Source organism: Cytobacillus sp. Hz8, from assembly GCF_042263505.1.
Taxonomy (GTDB): Bacteria; Bacillota; Bacilli; order Bacillales; family Cytobacillaceae; genus Bacillus_BE.
Window position 1 is genome coordinate 110,219 of record NZ_JBHKFI010000003.1, and the last position, 19,708, is coordinate 129,926.

Consider the following 19,708-nt stretch of genomic DNA (forward strand, 5'->3'; position numbering starts at 1 on the left):
TTACATTCTCCTTCTATGTCAGTATTTTCTTATGTTAAGTATTTTCTTCCTTCTCGTATCGTGAGTTTTGGAAGGGCATGTCCTTCTATAAACTGCTTGACTGAATCGGGATTGGTTTTCGAATATTCTCTAAGCGCCCATCCCATCGCCTTCTGAATAAAAAACTCCTTAGTACTGGCGTTTTTTTCAATATAGTGATATAAAAGTTTTTCATTTGTACGATCCTTCCATTTTAGTTGAAATAAGATTGCCGCCCGTATAAGCCAAAAATTTTCACTCACCGCCCAACCGTTAATCACCTCTTCTATGATTTCAGGGTAATCTTGGGCTAATTTACCGATTAGCTTTGGTGCAATGATATCAACGGTATCCCACCATGATTTGGTTGTAATTAGCTTTTCAAGAAAGGGAAGATTGTCCTTTTTCAACTTTTTTAGTGATTTTTCTAAATAATCTAAGGCAGTGTATTGATATTCTCGCTCATCTTTTTTCCAGAGCTCCTGAATAAAATCAAAATCCAGCGGTTGCTTTAGGATTTCACTTTCCTTGAAAAATTGCTTCACAAGCTTTTCGCGCTCCGGTTTTTTTATCCCTAAAAAAGGAAAATGGTTTTTCATATAGTTTCCCATTGGAATGGCATTCGATTCATTTTGATGTGCCTCTAATAATAGGCGGATTGCGTCGATTGGTTCCATATTTCCTCCTAATAGATTTTATTATCGTCATCTTTTAAGGCCTAGGCACCATTCTCTTCGCTGCCACATTCTCATGATAATTAGCTATTAACCAAAATAAAATTTTTGATTTCATTTTAGCATACTGTTTCTGTGGAGGTGTTTATAGTTGCACTATAATATTGGAGATATCATTTTTCAATTATTCGCCCTTCTTGTTCCTATATTTTTCATTATTTTGATCATTTTCTTCATTCGTTCCTTAAAAAAATAAAAAGTACAATTAGATCGAATAGAGGAGAAATTAGATCCCTTTACAAAGGAGAAATATTCACCCTGAAAAATGAAAGCTGACCCAACATTGTGAGTCAGCTCTTCCTATTTTATTACTTGGCAAGTTGCTGGATTTTTTGATCTATTCTTTCACGAATTCCATCCGCCACTTGAAAATCCATGGCCTCCAAATAAATAGCTTCAAGATGATCATGCAGTTCCTTAGCCTGTGCGAGATATCCAGTAGCTTCATTCATTTTTGCACGATAAAGCTTTGCGATTTCGGCAATTCGCTCTGCATAAATCTCATCCGTTCCTGGCATGATGACTTTTTCATACATATCCACAATTTCATCGCCATCACGTGATGGAAAATATTCATGTGGGGCTGTGCTATCAAATATCGCAATCCCTAATTCTCTTACAATCACCATATCTAAGCTATGAGGGTCAAAACCGCAATGATAAATCTCCACATCAAAGCCGCGTGCTTCTGCTTTAGTGGCCAGTTCCTTGAGTAGTGTAGATTTGCCGCTTCCTGCTCTACCTTTAATAAAATACCTTTTCGGAATATCTTCCGTCAGATTTGGAACAAAATCCACTGCTCCCTTTGGAGTGGCCGCACCTAAAAAACGATGGCGAATATCTGCCTTTTTATTTAATGACATATTGGCAAAAAATGATTTTTTAAGCGTCGCGGTTAGCTCATCTGCCTTTTTAAAATCCATATTTTCAATATAGATTTTCTCCCAATCATCATGGATGGAAAGTGCGCTGTTAAAGGTTCGATATGCGGATTGAAAGGCCTCTTTTATTTGTGAATTTAGGAAGATAATTTCACTTGCTTGTAAAGATAATTTTTCTGAATCCCACGCTTCACCAAGGTTTACATACTCCTCAATGGCACCAGGGGCCGCTGGTTCAATAATGTGGGGAGCAGTTCCGTCAACAATTCCTACCTTTAAGGCTGGAATAATCACGCCATCAATGGAATCATTATCGGAGGAACAATGCAAGAATTCAATATTAAACCCTTTTTTCAACCAATTATTGCCAATTGTTTTCATTAGCGTTGATTTTCCTGTCCCAGGTCCTCCCTTAAGTATATATACACGGGATAATCCTTGAAGATTTGATTCATATAAGCTGAAAAATCCACGAGCTGTATTTCCACCTGCAAAGTAATTCTTGATTTTCCCAGCCACTATAACACTCCTTTTCACTTATAGCGTTTTTCATTTCACATTTTAATTTATGGAGAAAATCTGACATAGGTGTATGCCCATATGGAGAAAATCTGATACATTTTGCATTGGAGATACCATTTAATCTTTAATGATTGCCTCCAGCCCTGCTTCAGTAGCAGCTTGTAAATCCGGAACCGTTAACTCAATCTGTATGCCTATTTTTCCACCGCTGACAATGATTGTCTCAAGATTTTCTGCACTTTGATCGATCAACGTCCGATACTGCTTTTTCATCCCGATTGGGGAACAGCCTCCGCGAATGTAGCCTGTCCATTTTTGAATATCCTTGACATGAATCATTTCAACCTTTTTCTCTCCAACTGCCTTTGCTGCCTTTTTCAAATCCAACTCAGCTGCGACAGGGATCACAAACACATAAAGATTTTTACTGCTCCCTTGAGCAACAAGAGTTTTATATACGCTTTTCGGGTCTCTGCCAATTTTTCCAGCAACGGATAAACCGTCTATTTTTCCATCTTTATTTTCATAGGTAATCATCTGATAGTTGATTTTATTTGCGTCCAGAATTCGCATTGCATTGGTCTTCCCCTGTGCCATAAGTTCATGCCTCCAACAAATTTAGTTATCTTCATTTTATCACCATCTACATTAAGAAAAAAATGATCTAGCACCATAGAAAAGAGCCCCAAATCATTGGAGCTCACGTAAATTTATTTAACACGATATACTCTTGCTTCAAACGGTCTTAAGCTAAAGCTTTGGAGCGGCTCATGGTAGTCTACTGGATAATTATTTAATAATAAATGATCTATTTCCAGCATCAAGTCAACCTCAGTAAACAAGGCTTCCCTTTTTGTGAGGTTTGTGATAATCAACACTTGCTCCTCACCAAGTGTTCTTGTATAAGCATAGATCTGCTTATTTTTCTCTAATAGAAGATCATATCTTCCATAAGTAAAAATGTCATTTTCCTTTTTCAAACGGATCATTTTTTTATAAAAAGATAAAATCGAATCTTCCTCAGAAATTTGCTTGTAAACATTAATTTCCTTGTAATTCGGATTGACCTTCATCCATGGAATGCTTTCTGTAAAACCAGCATTAGGGGCATCAGACCATTGCATGGGAGTTCTGCTATTATCCCGTGCAGAAGCCCAAATGATTTCCATAATCTCCTCTTCTGCCATTCCTTGCTCCTTCCAGATTCGGTATTGATTTTTGACTTGAACATCATCGTAATCCTCAATGGAAGGGAAATGAACATTCTTCATTCCAATTTCTTGACCTTGATAAATAAACGGCGTTCCTTGCATAAGAAAATACATCGAGGCGATTGCAGTAGCACTTTCCTTCCAATATGCTCCCTCATCACCCCAGGTTGATACGATTCTTGGTTTATCATGGTTTTCGACAAATAGGGCGTTCCAGCCATCCTCAGCAAGCGAATTCTGCCAGCAGGTAAGCACCTGCTTTAATTTGACAATATCCATTTCTTTGCTTTTTACTGCATCCCACAGGCCTAAATGTTCAAATTGAAAGATCATATCCATTTTTCCTTGCTTGCCAACCCAAAGATGGGCTTCATCTGCCGAAACCCCATTGGCTTCACCCACTGTCATAACATCATAATTTGCATAGGTTTTCTCCTTAAACTCCTGCAAAAAGTCAAGAATTCCATCTTGGTTTAGATGCATATCAATGGAGGGGACATATCTTTTCCCTTCAGGATTCGGGATGTCGGGAAGACCATGCCGCTTTTTAATATGACTGATGGCATCAATGCGAAAGCCATCAATCCCCTTATCCAACCACCAGTTCACCATTTCATAAATGGCTCCTCGAACCTCTGAGTTCTCCCAGTTTAAATCGGGCTGTTTTTTTGAAAAAATGTGTAGATAATACTGTTGGGTCCGTTCATCATATTCCCACGCAGAACCTTCAAATATACTATCCCAATTATTTGGCTCGGCTCCATTTTTCCCATCTCTCCATATATACCAATCTCGTTTTGAACTTTCTTTTGAGGAATGGGATTCAATAAACCATGGATGTTCATCACTAGTATGATTCGGAACTAAATCAATGATTAAGCGCATCTCTCGCAAATGAACCTCCGTTAATAGCTGTTCAAAATCAGCCATCGTCCCGAAATCAGCCATAATATCCTGATAGTCTGAAATATCATAGCCGTTATCATCATTGGGCGACTTATACATTGGACAAATCCAGATGACATCAATGTCCAAATCCTTGATGTAATCCAATCTTTGAATCATCCCTTGAAGATCACCAATTCCATCACCATTCGAGTCTTGAAAGCTACGAGGATAGACTTGATACGCCACTATTTCTTTCCACCAAATTTTCTCCATATCTTACTTCCTTTTTTAGAAAAAATTTTATTGTGCAATCGTTTGCATTTCCCTTGTACTATTAGTGTACCGTCAGCCAATCCTTTTTCAATCCTCGTTATTTGCTTCTATTCATTTATCCCACTCTTAACGGACATTTTGACTCCTACTTCAAAATTCTGAGAATACGAAGAAGGTAAGTGGGAGATCAACTGTCCGTAAAGGTCCGACGACGGACTGGAGGTCCTAGTCAGGCGAAGCCACAGGACGTGGCGTTATGAGCGTGATAAGTGAAATAAGATTTTTCTTTGGGCTTCAGCCCTTAGAAAAATCAATCAGGCTCTGCGTGACTAACCATCAGTGGGGGATGAATGGCAGACTAAAAGCGCGATGTCAATCACAACGTCTGCACGCTTCACGTCCTGTGCGTCGAAAACCCCCACTGATGGAAGTTTCACTTTATGATTGATTTATGAATCCAAATAGCCGCTTGGGATCCTTCTCCCATAGCAATGGTGACCTGCTCCGAATGTGCTGCAACATCCCCGGCAGCCCAAACATTTTGGACACTTGTCATCTTGGTTCTTGGGTTCGTTACGATATGTTTATTTTCCAAACGTTCCACCCCAAGCTGACTTGCAATATTAGATTTTACCTCATTTCCTCCAAAGGCTATAAAAGCTTGCTTAATCTCGATCTTACTTTGATCTTGAAGACGGAACCCAAGCAACTGCTCACCATCCGCTAGTACTTCTTCAATCTGCTGATTGATATATCGAATTCCTTTTTCTTTAAGCCTTTGCTCAATATCTCTTGCTATCTCCTCTCTTTCATGATTGATCAAAATGATTTGATCGGTAAAATAGGTTAACGTTAATGCCATATTCGCACCAACGATTCCGGACCCTATCACAGCAACCTTTTGATTCTTTACCTCATAGCCATCACAATCAGGGCATACATACACACTCTTCCCAAGACACGGATACAAATTAGGGAATGGAGGAATTCGATCCATCACTCCAGTCGCTAATAGAAGTCTTCTTCCCTTCTGTTCCCCACCATTATGAAGCGTGAGAGAAAATAGATTCCCCTCCCTCTTCACTTTTTCGACCTTAGCTAAAAGAAAATTGACTCCCGATTTTTCCGCTTGCTCTCTGCCGATTTCTCGGAGCTTTAGTCCGCTGATCCCATCAGGATAGCCCAATATGTTGTGATAGCTATGGCATAATATCGATCTGCCATCACCTGCATCAATCACTAACACTTTATGACTATACCTTCCTAATTGAATTGCCGCCTGCAAACCGGCAATTCCTCCACCAATAACGACACAATCATAAATCAAATGAGCCCCTCCCAATAAAGTTGGTTTTCATTTAATTTACCCTTTTTGAAAAATAAACTTCCTCCATTTATTGAAATATTGAGGTAAAATAAGGAATTAATTGATTACATTTCCCTTTTCACTTCTCATTTTCCTTTAGATAATAGAAGAATATTTGTTAGACCGCTCCTTTCGCTCTTTGCTTTTCATATAAATGTGCATAGAATCCCTGCCTTTTGACTAATTGCTGATGAGATCCCTTCTCCACGATTGCCCCATTCTTTAAGACAAGGATTTGATCTGCATTACGAACGGTATTTAATCGGTGGGCAATAACAAAGCTTGTGCGTCCCTTCATGAGCCTTTTAAGGGCCTCATTAATCTTCATTTCGCTAATAGTATCAATACTGTTTCTTGACCGTCCCCTTCCCTTATTTTCTCTATACAATAGTCTAGTTGATTGATAGTAAAATTAATCCAAAAATCTTCGTTTGAAAATCAGCCAGAACTTGATATCTCTCGACTATTTATCATTTTGTTTCTTATTTTAGTATAATTGGTGAACATTTATAGTAATTCGTCTTGAAGAGCTGAGAAAGCGAGCTTTCATCGGTTTTTCTTCGGCATTACAATATGATCCAGATACACTGGGACTAGTTGCACTTATTGGTTTTTCAAGTATAATTAACCCGAACTCAAAAATTGTCAATTCTTGTAGAACAAAAATTTTGGAGGAGGGATTAGTTTGGCCTACATATTTAAAAACTATAAGTCAACGATTATCCTGCTTTTATCCATAATAATTGGTGGGACAGCTGGCGCGATATATGGAACAGATGCCACTGTTGTAAAGCCATTTGGAGATTTGTTTCTTAATTTAATGTTCACCATTATCGTTCCACTTGTCTTTTTCAGTATTGCTTCTGCTATTGCCAGTATGAATGAGATGAAAAGACTAGGAAAAATCATGGCAAGCATTGTGATTGTCTTCTTAGCAACAGCCCTAATTTCTGCTGTTATTGGATTTATTGGAACATCGATTGTGAATCCATTAGAACATACAGATACGTCCGCAATCAATCATTTGATGGATAAAGCAGCAAAGCCAGATCAGCCTGCGGAAGATGTAACTTTCTTAGGACAACTTGTGAATACCTTTACGGTTTCTGACTTTTCGATGATTTTTTCTAAAAGCAATATGTTACAGCTCATTGTGTTCTCCGTTCTCTTTGGTTTAGCAACGGCCATGACTGGGGAAAAAGGAAAACCGGTTTCTGACTTTCTATCTGCTGGTACAACGGTTATGATGAAGGTCGTTAAATTCGTCATGTATTATGCACCAATCGGACTTGGATGTTATTTTGCAACGGTAATTGGCGAATTGGGTCCACAAATTCTTCAAGGGTACGCACGTACATTTATTCTTTATTTAGTTTTAGCTATTATTTATTATTTTGGATTTTTCACCCTATACGCATTCATTGCTGGTGGTAAGGAAGGGATAAAGGTATTTTGGAAGAATGCCATCACTCCTTCTGTTACAGCTCTTGCCACATGCTCTAGTGCAGCATGTATTCCAGTGAATCTAGAATCTGTCCAAAAAATGGGGGTTCCTAAGGATATTGCGGAAACGATGATTCCCCTTGGTGCCAATACCCATAAAGACGGTTCTGTCTTTGGCGGTGTTTTTAAGATTGTTTTCTTATTTAGCCTTTTTGGAAAGGATATGACCAGCATCACCAGTATATTAACAATTCTCGGCGTTTCCTTTTTAGTTGGGGCTGTTATGGGTGCTATTCCAAGTGGTGGAATGATTGGCGAAATGCTTATCCTCAGTGTATTTGGCTTTCCAGCAGAAGTTCTACCCATTATCGCAGTCATCAGCACGATTATCGATGCACCAGCCACTTTACTGAACTCCACTGGAAATACAGTCAGCGCCATGATGGTCACTCGTTTCGTTGAAGGGAAAAATTGGATAAAGAAGAGCTTTCAAAAATCGATAATTTCATAGTCCCTGATGTCAATTGAAGGATAACCAATAGAAAAGCAACCACTATGCCGTTTCTGTGGTTGCTTTTTTACTATTTTTATAGATTTTGAAAATTGCCTCTAAGGACTCCACTACATTAGGCTCCACCTAAATAAGCCTGTCGAATTTGTTCACTTGCATTCAGCTCTTCCGGAGTACCAGATAACACCACGCGACCCGTTTCAATAACATAGGCACGATTCGCGATTGATAGCGCCATATGGGCATTCTGCTCAACTAATAAAATCGTGGTACCTGTCTTGTTAATTTCCTCGATAATTTGGAAGATCGTTTTAACTAAGATTGGTGCTAACCCCATTGAAGGCTCATCTAATAATAATAGCCTTGGCCGAGCCATTAAAGCACGTCCCATTGCAAGCATTTGCTGCTCCCCACCTGACAACGTACCTGATTGCTGTTTACGGCGTTCTAAAAGACGGGGAAAAAGGTCATAGACTTTCGCCATATCCTTTTTGATTCCATCCTTATCTTTCCGTAAGTAAGCGCCTAATTCTAGGTTTTCCTCAACGGTCATATTGGCAAATACGCGGCGTCCCTCTGGAACATGGGAAATTCCTTGTTTTACAATCGAGACGGCTTGCTTTCCGGCAATAGAATGTCCTTCAAGCAAAATTTGCCCTTGCTTCGGTTTTAACAGACCTGAAACCGTTTTTAGCAAAGTACTTTTCCCGGCACCATTGGCACCAATAAGCGTCACGATTTCCCCTTCATCGATATCAAGGGAAACCCCTTTTAGCGCGTGTATATTTCCATAATAAACATTGATGTCTTCTATTTTTAGCATTATGAAACCTCCTCGCCTAAATACGCCTCGATAACCTTTGGATTATTTCTTATTTCATCAGGCGTACCATGTGCGATTAACTGTCCGTGATCTAGTACATAAATACGTTCACAAACTCCCATAACAAGCTGCATATCATGCTCTATCAAGAGAACGGTTAACCCAAATTTTTCTCGGATAAAAGCGATTAGATTCATTAATTCTTTCGTTTCCTGAGGATTCATCCCTGCCGCTGGTTCGTCCAGTAAAAGAACCCTTGGATTGGCAGCAAGAGCCCGAGCAATTTCCAAACGTCTTTGCTGACCGTAAGGCAAGTTCTTCGCTAACTCATCCTTATACCCATCTAGACTAAAGATTTTAAGAAATTCAATTGCCTTTTCATGCATTTCCCTTTCCCCTTTAAAATGGGATGGAAGGCGAATAATGGAACTAATAAAGCTATGCTTCGCAAGAGAATGATAGGCTACCTTTACATTATCTATAACCGATAAATCGCCAAAAAGGCGGATATTTTGAAACGTTCTACTAATTCCTTTGCGATTAATTTTATATGGTGGAACCTTATTTAATTTCTCTCCATTAAGGGTAATCGTTCCCTCTGTTGGAACATATACGCCCGTCAACAAGTTAAAAAAGGTCGTTTTCCCAGCTCCATTTGGACCAATTAATCCAATAAGCTCTCCTTTATTCATTTCTAAATTCACATCTGATACTGCTTTTAAGCCACCGAAACGGATTCCGACATGATCTACTTTAAGCAACGGTGTGTTTGCTGCCATCCGTGGGACCTCCTTCAACCGATTTGCGTTTTTTAAAGAATGATGTAAGCTCTTTTGTTCCCATCAAACCTTGAGGGCGATAAATCATCATGATGATTAATACCAAGCTATAGATAATCATTCTTGTTTCTGGATAGTCTTGAAGATATGTTGTAACAATCGTTAGAAGAATAGCAGCAATGACAGAGCCAGACAAGCTTCCAAGTCCTCCTAATACAACAAAGATTAAAATATCAAAAGATTTGAGAAATCCAAAGTTAGAAGGCTGGATGATATAAAAATTATGGGAATACAATCCGCCAGCCACACCAGCAAAGAAAGCGCCGATGGCAAAAGCTAGCACCTTATAATAAGTCGTATTGATTCCCATGGCGTCCGCAGCCGTTTCATCTTCGCGAACCGAGATGCATGCCCTACCATGAGTTGAATTTGTAAAATTCACAATGACAAGAATGGTTAAGAACATACAACCGAATACCCATGGCCATGTAGTCAAGTGAGATACTTGCATTCCACTTGCCCCGCCTACATAGTCAAGGTTCAATAGGACAATCCGAACAATCTCACCAAATCCTAGCGTTGCGATCGCAAGATAATCCCCCTTCAAACGAAGGCTTGGGATTCCAATAATCAACCCGGCAATTGCTGCTGCAGTCCCTCCAGCTAATAATCCTAAAGAAAACGGCAGCTGCAGTTTCATCGTAATAATCGCTGAAGCATAAGCCCCTACGGCTAAGAATCCTGCATGTCCGATAGAGAACTGCCCTGTTATTCCAATAATTAAATGTAAGCTTACGGCCAAGATAATATTAATGCCCATATAGTATAAGGTATTAATATAAAATGAATTTAAAATTTGTCCATTAATTAAAAACTGAATGACGAAAAAGAAAATAAATGCCGCTACAACCGAGAGCCAAAAGCCTACTGTACGTTTAATATTTGTCATTTTTTTGTCTCCCCTATACTTTCTCTTTTACGTTTTTACCGAATAAACCAGTTGGAAGGAATAAAAGAATAAGGATTAGAACAACAAAGGCTACCCCATCACGCCAGAGCGAATAGCCTAGTGCACTAACTAGTGCTTCAATGACTCCAAGTACAAGTCCGCCGACCATTGCTCCCGGAATGATGCCAATTCCCCCTAAGACTGCGGCTACAAAGGCTTTTAACCCTGGAATAATTCCCATTAACGGTTCAATTTTTGTGTAATATACCCCAAATATGACACCAGCTGCTCCGGCTAATGCTGAACCAATGGCGAATGTTGCAGAGATGGTATTGTTGACATTAATCCCCATTAAGGTTGCTGCTTCGGCATCATGAGAAACAGCACGCATGGCTTTTCCGATTTTTGTTTTGTGAACGATAAATTGGAGAATAATCATAAGTGCAATGGAGATACATAATATGAAGATCGATTGACCGCTTATGGTTACACCAAAAACATGCAAGTCTCCTACCGATAGTACATCTGAAGGATAGGCTTCAGGCTGCGCTCCACGAATATAGATCATTCCATACTCAATAAGCAATGAAACACCGATTGCTGTAATTAAGGCAGCAATACGTGTGGCATTTCGCAATGGCTTATAGGCGATGCGCTCAATGATAACCCCAAATATTGCACATACGGCCATCGCTAGAAGTAATGCAGGGAAAAAAGACAGATGAAGAACGGTTATGGAATAAAACCCAACAAAGGCTCCCACCATAAATACATCACCATGAGCAAAGTTAATTAATTTAACGATTCCATAAACCATTGTATAGCCCAAGGCAATTAGAGCATAAATACTACCGAGTGATATTCCATTCACTAACTGTTGTACTAGTTCCATAATGAACTCTCCTTGAAAGTGCTATTTTTATTAATTTTGAAAAGAAAAGGGGGACATAGCCCCCAATTTCTTTGTAAAAATCCAAATCTTAAGGATTTACAATTGTCTTAAACTGTTGTTTTCCGTCAACGAATTCAAGAATTGTAGCTGATTTAACTGGGTTATGATTTTCATCAAGAGTTAAGTTACCTGATACTAATGCTAGGTCTTTTGTTTCAGCAAGAGCCTTTTGAATTTTTGCTGGATCTGCTGAACCTGCACGTTTGATTGCATCAGCTAAGAAGTAAGCTGTGTCATATCCAAGAGCATTGAAGGCATCAGGAGTTTTTCCGTCATATTTCGCTCCAAATGCTTTTACAAAGTCTTGAACCTTTTGATCTTTTGTGTTTCCGGAAGAATAGTGGTTTGTAATAAATGTATTATTTAATGCTTCTCCACCAGCAAGTTCTACTAGCTTAGGAGAATCCCAACCATCTCCACCCATGAATGGAACATCAATGCCTAATTCACGACCTTGTTTTACAATTAGACCAACTTCTTCATAGTAGCCTGGTACGAATACAAAGTCTGGTTTAGCTGCTTTGATACGAGTTAATGTTGAATGGAAGTCAGTATCCTTCGCAACGTAAGCTTCCTCGGCAACAACTTTCCCACCATTTTTCTCATAAACTTCTTTAAATGCTTTTGCAAGACCCTTTGCATAATCACTTGCACTATCAATATAGATAGCAGCTTTCTTAGATTTCAAATCTTGAGTAGCAAAGTTTGCTGCCACTTGACCTTGGAATGGGTCAATAAAGCATGTTCTGAAAATATAATCTTTCACTTTTCCGTCTTTACTAGTGATGTCTGGACTTGTACCTGTAGGTGTAATAAGCGGAATTTTGTTTTCTTCAGCAACTTGGACCTGTGCTAAAGTATTTGTACTTGTAGCTGCACCAATAATTGCGGCTACTTTATCTTGGCTTTGCAATTTAAGTGCACCACTAGTAGCCTCTGCAGCATCAGACTTATTGTCTACTTTAACAAGCTCAATTTTCTTGCCATCAATGCCATCTTTATTAATCTCGTCAATTGCCAGTTCAAGACCTTGTTCAATGGATGATCCATAAGATGCCACTTGTCCGGATAACTCTAGATTTGCACCAATTTTAATGGTGTCTCCACCTTTAGTACCTGAACTTTCGCTGCCCCCACTGCTCTTTGAACCACTACAACCAGCCATAACACCAGCTGCTAGAGATAAAGATAGAAAAATACTTGCTAGCTTTTTCTTTTTCATTGAATTTCCCCCTGTTTTTTATTAATACTATTTTGTAAAGCGATTCGGTATGTCGCATCCCCTTGTTGTACCAATTTTCAAACGAAAGTCATTATTCCTAATAAAAATAATATTCTGAAAATATTGTACATGATATCTTTTTATTCGTCTAGTATCAATTTACTATTATTAAAATATTATTTTTTTGAAACGAATTCGTAGAGAAATTCCATACAAAAACGTTTAAATGGCTGATTTCTTTGATGCCCTTCCATATAAGCCTTGATTATGATAAGTTTGGCACCGATTAGAGGGCTCTTACCTTCATACATAAATTGGAAATGACTTTCCTTTAAAAACTAATATGAGAATAATAATTCCTTTCCATTTATATTTATTAATCATCACCCAATACATGCTTAAGCGAATTTTGGGTAACCCTACCAAATAGAAATTTGTTTATTAATGGTAGGGGATGACCTTTATATGGAAGTACTATCTCTAAAGGAAGTAGAAAAATTAGCATTAAAAAAAAATAGAGTTTTTAAAGAAAACCAATGGCATTACATTGCTAGAGCAATGCTAGCCAGTATGTTTATTGGCTTTGGTGTTATCGTTGCCTTTAAAACGGGAAACTTCTTCTACCTTGTTCACTCCCCCTTAGCCTATCCAATGGCAGCCCTAACCTTTGGAGCAGCCATCATTTTAATCGCCTATGGCGGAGGGGATTTGTTTACTGGAAACACCTTCTACTTCACCTTCGCTGCCCTCCGGCAAAAAATGAGCTGGATGGAGGTAATCCGGCTTTGGATATACAGCTATGGGGGCAATATTTTAGGAGCAATGGCTTTTGCCTTGCTTATTTTTACAACTGGTCTTTTTAACGATCCGGAGGTCAATGGCTTTTTATTAGCGGTTGCCGAGAAAAAAATCCATGCCTCAACCATGCAATTATTTTTCCGAGGGATCTTATGTAACTGGCTTGTCTGCTTAGCCTTTTTCATCCCTATGAATTTAAAAGGGGATGGCCCCAAATTATTTACGATGATGTTGTTTGTGTTTTGCTTCTTTATTTCCGGATATGAGCACAGTATTGCTAATATGTGTACCTTTGCGATTTCATTAGTCTTAAATCATCCAGAATCAATCTCATTTCGAGGTGTCATCCATAATCTGATTCCCGTTACAATTGGGAACATGATTGGTGGAGGCATCCTAATGGGGGTTCTATACCACTATGTAAATAAGCCCTATTTTGCTGAATCTGAAAATGAAACTCCAAGCGAATCATAAAAGGCAGAGTTCCAATCAAAAATCATTTCATTTATCAAAATATTTTATTTAAATTGGCATTTCATAATATGTTATGATGGAATTATCTTGTTCTAGGGAGATGAAGGAAAGTTGAAAAGTGAAATCATCGAAAGATTTACCTCTTATGTAAAAGTGGATACACAATCCAATGAAAATAGCGAAACATGCCCTTCAACAGAAGGTCAATGGACTCTTCTCCGTATGCTTGTTGAAGAATTAAAAACCATTGGAATGACAGATGTCACCATTGATGAAAATGGATATGTGATGGCAACGCTTCCTTCCAATACGGATAAAGAAATACCAACGATTGGATTTTTATCCCACGTAGATACAGCGACTGACTTTACTGGTAAAAATGTAAATCCACAAATTGTGGAAAACTACGATGGCAATGATATTACATTAAATGACGAATTACATATCGTCCTTTCACCTAAGGATTTTCCAAGTCTTCGTGAATATATTGGGCAAACAATCATCACTACAGACGGCACAACCCTTCTTGGGGCTGATGATAAAGCTGGTGTGACCGAAATCATGACGGCAATGGCTTACTTAATTCAGCATCCTGAAATTAAGCACGGAACAATTCGTGTTGCCTTCACACCCGATGAAGAAATTGGCAGAGGTCCGCATAAATTTAATGTCGAAGCCTTCCAAGCAAAATATGCCTATACTGTAGATGGAGGTCCACTTGGAGAGCTACAATATGAAAGCTTTAATGCTGCAAGTGCGAAAATCACCATCAAAGGAAATAATATCCACCCCGGCTCTGCTAAAGGAAAAATGATTAATTCAACCAAAATTGCCATGGAATTAAACCAAATGCTCCCTAAGAAGGAAGCTCCAGAATACACAGATGGATACGAAGGCTTCTATCATCTCCTTTCATTAAACGGTGATGTTGAGCAAACCAATATGTATTATATTATCCGTGATTTTGATAAGAAAAAATTTGATCAACGAAAAGAAACGATGAAACAAATTGTCAGTGACCTTCAAACAAAGTACGGAGAAGATCGACTTGCCCTTGAACTTCATGATCAATACTTTAACATGAAGGATAAAATCGAACCAGTGAAGGAAATTGTTGATATCGCCTACAAGGCAATGGAAAATATAGATATCAAACCGCTTGTAAACCCAATTCGTGGGGGTACAGATGGCTCACAACTTTCCTACATGGGACTGCCAACACCGAATATTTTTACCGGTGGGGAAAACTTCCACGGAAAATATGAATATGTTTCAGTTGATAATATGGTGAAAGCAACCAACGTGATTATCGAAATTACGAAGCTTTTTGCTGAGAAATAAACGAAAAAAGCACTGGAGTATCCTTACAGGTTCCGTAACTATCGCAAAACGTCAATTTACACAGGAAAATGCAAACCAAAATGTAATCCTTTTTGCACTCAAAAATGTAGGACAAATGGTAAGGCTAGAGAAATGAAAAAACATTAGAAATAGCAAGGGTTTATACCCTTGCTATTTCTGCTTTTAATGGCTAATTCTTCGGATTGCGAATGACGAATGATGCGCATTAAAAAGTTTACAAACCATTTTCGCCTTCTCCTTATCGATTTCGTGTAGGTATGAGAATTTATAGGCAGAGAATTTCCGGCTAATGTATATCGAGGAAGCCTAAGAAGCCGATATAAGCGGAGATATTCCGATTAAGTGCTCTAAATAAGACAAAATCCAAAGATTTTGATCATATAAACGGAAAAATTCCCCTTATTTTTAAGGAAATATGGGTATTTCCCAATTTAGACGGAATTTTTCCGTTTATTTTTCATACACAGTAAAATCAACATTCAGTTATTACAGAGGCTAACCTTAAATTTAAAAAAACAATATTTTTCTGTAGATCAATTTGCAAGTAAAAATGTCGTGTATTTTGCTGCGGTGCACTGGATATTGTACCCCTACATTTTGCATTACCTTTTTAATGTTTGCGATAGTTAACGGAACCCGTTAGGAGTATCCAGTGCTTTTTCATTTACACATTTAAATCTCTTTTAAAAAAAAAAACATAGGGGATGAGAGACAGAGTCACAAAGTTTGCATCTGATCTCCCACCATGCATCATTTCTTTCGCATATTTCAAAGCTTGATCATCTGGGAGGCTTGACTACCCTTTATTCTTTCTTTCAATCAAAAAACTCCTACCCATCATTAGGTAAGAGCTTGATTCGTGATCTTTAATTAACAAAGAAGCTTTTAAGCATCCCTTCTACCAAAGCAGGTACCTCAACAAATGCACTTTGGATATGAAGCCGTTCTGTACGCTTATGAGCATCACTACCAAAAGGACCAATATTTAATACGGGTGCCTGTAGTTGTGACATCGCCGTAAAAGGAATGGTATAGCTGTCTCCCCATACGGGCGTATTTGCCACAAAGGTTTTCCACCCTTTTTCATTTCCCTGATAATTGACATAGCTAAGGTCACAAATCCCATTAAAATAGTGGATTTGCTCAACTGGAAGGTTAAATTTCTTTACCCCTTGTTCCTTTATATAATCGACACATTTTTTGATAAGCTCATGCTCCGATGAGTTCACCGATGGATAAAAAGGTGGGGAATAATATAAAACAATAGCCGGTGCGAGCTCTTGGCATTGAATCATAAGGGCATCGGTTAACTGCAGTGCTTTTTCACGATCATCATCATTTACCTTTGCATGGATTTCCGCCTTCAATGATTTAATGAATGCATCGCCAAATTTATCCACGGCATATTGAAGTAATTGCTCATAACGGTAAACCTGTACCTTTCCTATCGGTTGAACCTGCTCTTCTTTGCAAATCCTCCCATAGGCTTCATTACAGGCAGACGCAGCTTCCTGAGCCACCTTTTCAAAAAGATCCATCATTTCTGCTGCGGTTCTTTCCAATAGACAAACATTATATAGAGCGGCTGCACGATATGGTGTTTGAACGGAATATTCTTTTTTTAAATCCTTTTGTTGTAAGGTTACAGGTAACGGCGTTGTCTCACCCCTAACGGTTTCTTGAAAAGTCTTGTTCCACTCCATTCTTTGAGTCAAAAAAGAAGCGATATAGTTTGCCGTCATCCCTCTAAGAGGCTCTCCAACATGGGTTTCCCTTCCGTAAAAAAGGGCAGAAGGCATGATTTTCCCCATGGATCCCGTGTAAATATAATAATTGTGATCCTTCTCATCTTTAGTAAAAACAGGCTCCCCATTTAAAAAAAGCTTAAGAGAAAGCTGATGCGCATCCTTCAACTCCAATAATTTAGAAACGGCTGCACGCATCCCTTCTGAGTTCACCTCTTCATCCGGAACCGTTACCATTAATAGATTAAGTGGCCACTCCTCCCTTGAAGCTTTTTCTAGTAGACTCATATGCATAGCAATTCCCATCTTCATGTCCATTGTTCCCCGACCAAATAAATAGTCACCAGATTCCAAATCTCTCTGCACTTCTTCTTTAAACTCAGTCTTTCTTTCAAGAAAAAATTTTGTCAGCATCCTTGGTTGATAAGCATAACTTTTAAGATCTCCATACTCTTCAATACTAACAGTATCAAAATGACTTAATAAAACGATTGTCTCACTGCATTTTGGATGTTTATATAAGGCAGTTAGAAAACTTCTTTCTTGATCTACCGGATGAAGCTCTAAAAAAGCTGGATTTTCTTTAAAATACTGAAGTTCCTGCAATTTTTCCTTTAATCTCTTAGGAAATTTCTTTTCACCCTCTGATAATGACAGACTATCCCAACCAACGATTTCGATTAATAACTCCCTTAAGGCATCAGGTGATCCCCAAAGTAGCTGTTCCATTTCTCTCCTACCTCTTTTCAAAAGAATCGTTTATTGAATCCCTATTGTGGAAAACAGATATCCTTGTGCTCACGGTCTTTGTTTCTCCAGATTCTAAACCCACAAGCCCGGTTATTGAGGGAGAGAGCTTGATATTAGGGGCATTAGTTACCCATGTATATGGCTCTGGACAAATAAATCCATGCTCTCCATCCATATTAAAAACAACCCAATGCTTGAAGCTTTCATCCGTTTGATAAATGACATCTAACCCTTCAGATGGGTAGGATATTTTCACTTCATGTCCGCCCTCTTCTTTCGGAGCAGCAAGGAACACATCATCTAATATCTCGTCCTTTAAATCGGTCCCCTTACTCAACTTTCCAATAACTGCCGGTTCATCAAAATCACCGATTGGCAGCATTCGTTCATTCAGCACCCAGCGTTTGTCTGCCTGAAGATAAAGAAAAGCTGATTCTTGCGGAAACAAAAAAGTCGTATGATAACCAAAACCTAATGGCATGCGGGAATCACTCTGATTTTTCACCTCTGCATGAGTCGTTAGGACATGATCACGCAACAGATAACTCACGCGTAGGATAAAATGATGCGGAAATTGTCTCATTACATTGGGAAAATGGCTAGAATCAAACTCTGTCACGATTTCCACATTTCCCCCACATACCTCTGCTTTCAATAGCTTCCATTGTTTATCATGAACAAAGCCATGGGAATGGTTCTGCTTGTCCACTTCATTTATATCAAACTGATAGCTCTTTCCCTCATAGGTAAATGAGCCGTTCTCAATCCGATTAGGAGGAAAAAGAATAGGAGTTCCATAGAGCATCGGCACCTTTAAATATTCCTCTAATGTTGCTGGTACTCTGAGCAGCTCTGTCTCAGTTGCTTGATCTACCAAAGAAATCAAATTAGAGCCCCACTCTGGAACAACGATAAATTCTAAAAATTCATTCCCCGCTTTAATCGCCTTCACACCTAAAAACTGAATTTTCTCAACGAATGCCCCCATGCCTTCCTCCTCCTGATGATTGATATGGAAAGATTCTCACACAGCTATATGTATACGATTTCATATGCGAATAAAGCAGACCCTGCTTTTCGACATGGGTCTGCTTTATTGATTATTCACCTAAATCCACATTGTGGTAAACTTGTTGAACATCATCAAGATCTTCTAATACGTCAATCATTTTTTCAAATTGTGCTTGTGCATCAGCTGGAAGTGTAATGTCATTTTGTGCTAACATTGTAATTTCAGCAACCGTGAATTCAGTTACACCTGCGCTTCTGAAAGCCTCTTGCACAGCATTGAATTGATCTGGTTCAGCATAAACGATAACAGAATCTTCTTCTTCTAAAATATCTCTTACGTCCACATCTGCTTCCATAAGAAGTTCTAATGCCTCATCTGCTGTCTTTCCTTCAAAGCCGATTACTGCCGTTTTATCAAACATATAGGAAACCGAACCGCTGACACCCATGTTTCCACCATTTTTTCCAAATGCAGAACGTACATCTGCTGCTGTACGGTTAACATTATTTGTTAATGCATCGACAATCACCATAGAACCATTGGGTCCGAAGCCTTCATAGCGAAGTTCTGAGTAGGCTTCATCAGAACCACCTTTTGCTTTATCAATCGCACGATCAATAATATGTCTTGGTACATTGTATGTTTTTGCTCTTTCAAGAACAAACCTCAATGCTTGGTTCGCTTCAGGATCTGGTTCACCCTGTTTGGCAGCTACATAAATTTCCACGCCAAATTTAGCATAAATTCGACTTGTATTCGCATCTTTTGACGCCTTTTTGTCTTTAATATTGTTCCATTTACGGCCCATAATGAACACTCTCTTTCCACTTTATATATACAAAAAAATATTAATATGAAATAGGACACCAATTCAACTATTTTTAAAAGGAGAAGTGACCACTTCATATTAGAAGTTTGTTTTTTGCAGATGAAGACTCATTTCATGATTATACCATATCTTAACCATTTTATTTATTCTAGTGAAATAATTAAAT

Annotated in this window: 16 protein-coding genes and 1 pseudogene; 3 read left to right on the forward strand and 14 right to left on the reverse strand. The window is 38.6% G+C overall.

Annotated features, from left to right (window positions below; translation table 11 throughout):
- Window positions 1-29: 29 nt before the first annotated feature.
- The 6 genes and pseudogenes from ACE38V_RS05705 to ACE38V_RS05730 form a co-directional block, all read right to left on the reverse strand.
- Window positions 30-695, reverse strand: coding sequence for a DNA alkylation repair protein (locus ACE38V_RS05705; RefSeq protein ID WP_375840242.1), 666 nt, complete (start codon window positions 693-695; stop codon window positions 30-32).
- 365 nt (window positions 696-1,060) lie between these two features.
- A complete protein-coding gene (locus tag ACE38V_RS05710) occupies window positions 1,061-2,152 on the reverse strand; it encodes a PRK06851 family protein (RefSeq protein ID WP_375840243.1) in 1,092 nt (363 codons plus the stop codon).
- A gap of 120 nt (window positions 2,153-2,272) precedes the next feature.
- Complete coding sequence (ybaK, locus tag ACE38V_RS05715) at window positions 2,273-2,752, reverse strand: Cys-tRNA(Pro) deacylase (RefSeq protein ID WP_375840244.1); 480 nt, start codon at window positions 2,750-2,752, stop codon at window positions 2,273-2,275.
- Between the two features lie 113 nt (window positions 2,753-2,865).
- Entirely contained in the window at window positions 2,866-4,527 is a 1,662-nt protein-coding gene (locus tag ACE38V_RS05720) for a glycoside hydrolase family 13 protein (protein WP_375840245.1), read from the reverse strand.
- A 433-nt stretch (window positions 4,528-4,960) separates the two neighbouring features.
- Window positions 4,961-5,854: an NAD(P)/FAD-dependent oxidoreductase gene (locus tag ACE38V_RS05725; protein WP_375840246.1), complete on the reverse strand. Its 894-nt coding sequence runs from the start codon at window positions 5,852-5,854 to the stop codon at window positions 4,961-4,963.
- 157 nt (window positions 5,855-6,011) lie between these two features.
- Window positions 6,012-6,245, reverse strand: a pseudogene (locus ACE38V_RS05730) (multidrug ABC transporter ATP-binding protein); the annotation flags it as partial.
- Window positions 6,246-6,578: 333 nt separating this feature from the next.
- Here ACE38V_RS05730 and ACE38V_RS05735 point away from each other — a divergent pair.
- The gene (locus ACE38V_RS05735; protein WP_375840247.1) at window positions 6,579-7,847 is read left to right on the forward strand and encodes a dicarboxylate/amino acid:cation symporter; all 1,269 of its coding nucleotides are present in this window, start codon (window positions 6,579-6,581) and stop codon (window positions 7,845-7,847) included.
- A gap of 115 nt (window positions 7,848-7,962) precedes the next feature.
- On the opposite strand, the gene ACE38V_RS05740 is transcribed toward ACE38V_RS05735, so the two are convergent.
- The 5 genes from ACE38V_RS05740 to ACE38V_RS05760 form a co-directional block, all read right to left on the reverse strand.
- Window positions 7,963-8,670 (reverse strand): ABC transporter ATP-binding protein, encoded by a 708-nt coding sequence (locus ACE38V_RS05740; RefSeq protein WP_375840248.1) that lies wholly within the window; start codon window positions 8,668-8,670, stop codon window positions 7,963-7,965.
- On the reverse strand, window positions 8,670-9,449 hold the full coding sequence (locus tag ACE38V_RS05745; protein WP_375840249.1) for an ABC transporter ATP-binding protein: 780 nt from the start codon (window positions 9,447-9,449) through the stop codon (window positions 8,670-8,672). Before ACE38V_RS05745 ends, ACE38V_RS05740 begins: the two co-directional genes overlap by 1 nt.
- Window positions 9,424-10,398 (reverse strand): branched-chain amino acid ABC transporter permease, encoded by a 975-nt coding sequence (locus tag ACE38V_RS05750; protein WP_375840250.1) that lies wholly within the window; start codon window positions 10,396-10,398, stop codon window positions 9,424-9,426. The genes ACE38V_RS05745 and ACE38V_RS05750 overlap by 26 nt, the downstream gene beginning before the upstream one ends.
- Before the next feature lie 13 nt (window positions 10,399-10,411).
- A complete protein-coding gene (locus ACE38V_RS05755) occupies window positions 10,412-11,290 on the reverse strand; it encodes a branched-chain amino acid ABC transporter permease (protein ID WP_375840251.1) in 879 nt (292 codons plus the stop codon).
- Between the two features lie 88 nt (window positions 11,291-11,378).
- Window positions 11,379-12,572, reverse strand: a complete 1,194-nt coding sequence (locus ACE38V_RS05760; RefSeq protein ID WP_375840252.1) for an ABC transporter substrate-binding protein — start codon at window positions 12,570-12,572, stop codon at window positions 11,379-11,381.
- 465 nt (window positions 12,573-13,037) lie between these two features.
- Here ACE38V_RS05760 and ACE38V_RS05765 point away from each other — a divergent pair, with 465 nt between their 5' ends.
- A complete protein-coding gene (locus ACE38V_RS05765; protein WP_375840253.1) occupies window positions 13,038-13,844 on the forward strand; it encodes a formate/nitrite transporter family protein in 807 nt (268 codons plus the stop codon).
- 111 nt (window positions 13,845-13,955) lie between these two features.
- Window positions 13,956-15,185 carry a peptidase T gene (pepT, locus tag ACE38V_RS05770; RefSeq protein WP_375840254.1) on the forward strand — a complete coding sequence of 410 codons (1,230 nt, stop codon included), beginning with the start codon at window positions 13,956-13,958 and terminating at the stop codon, window positions 15,183-15,185.
- Between the two features lie 887 nt (window positions 15,186-16,072).
- Here the strand turns inward: pepT and ACE38V_RS05775 are convergent.
- The 3 genes from ACE38V_RS05775 to ACE38V_RS05785 all read right to left on the reverse strand — a co-directional run bounded on the left by ACE38V_RS05775 (window position 16,073) and on the right by ACE38V_RS05785 (window position 19,521).
- Entirely contained in the window at window positions 16,073-17,680 is a 1,608-nt protein-coding gene (locus tag ACE38V_RS05775) for a M20/M25/M40 family metallo-hydrolase (protein WP_375840255.1), read from the reverse strand.
- Window positions 17,681-17,687: 7 nt separating this feature from the next.
- Window positions 17,688-18,689, reverse strand: a complete 1,002-nt coding sequence (locus ACE38V_RS05780; RefSeq protein ID WP_375840256.1) for an aldose 1-epimerase — start codon at window positions 18,687-18,689, stop codon at window positions 17,688-17,690.
- A gap of 112 nt (window positions 18,690-18,801) precedes the next feature.
- Window positions 18,802-19,521, reverse strand: coding sequence for a YebC/PmpR family DNA-binding transcriptional regulator (locus ACE38V_RS05785; protein ID WP_375840257.1), 720 nt, complete (start codon window positions 19,519-19,521; stop codon window positions 18,802-18,804).
- Between the last annotated feature and the right edge of the window lie 187 nt (window positions 19,522-19,708).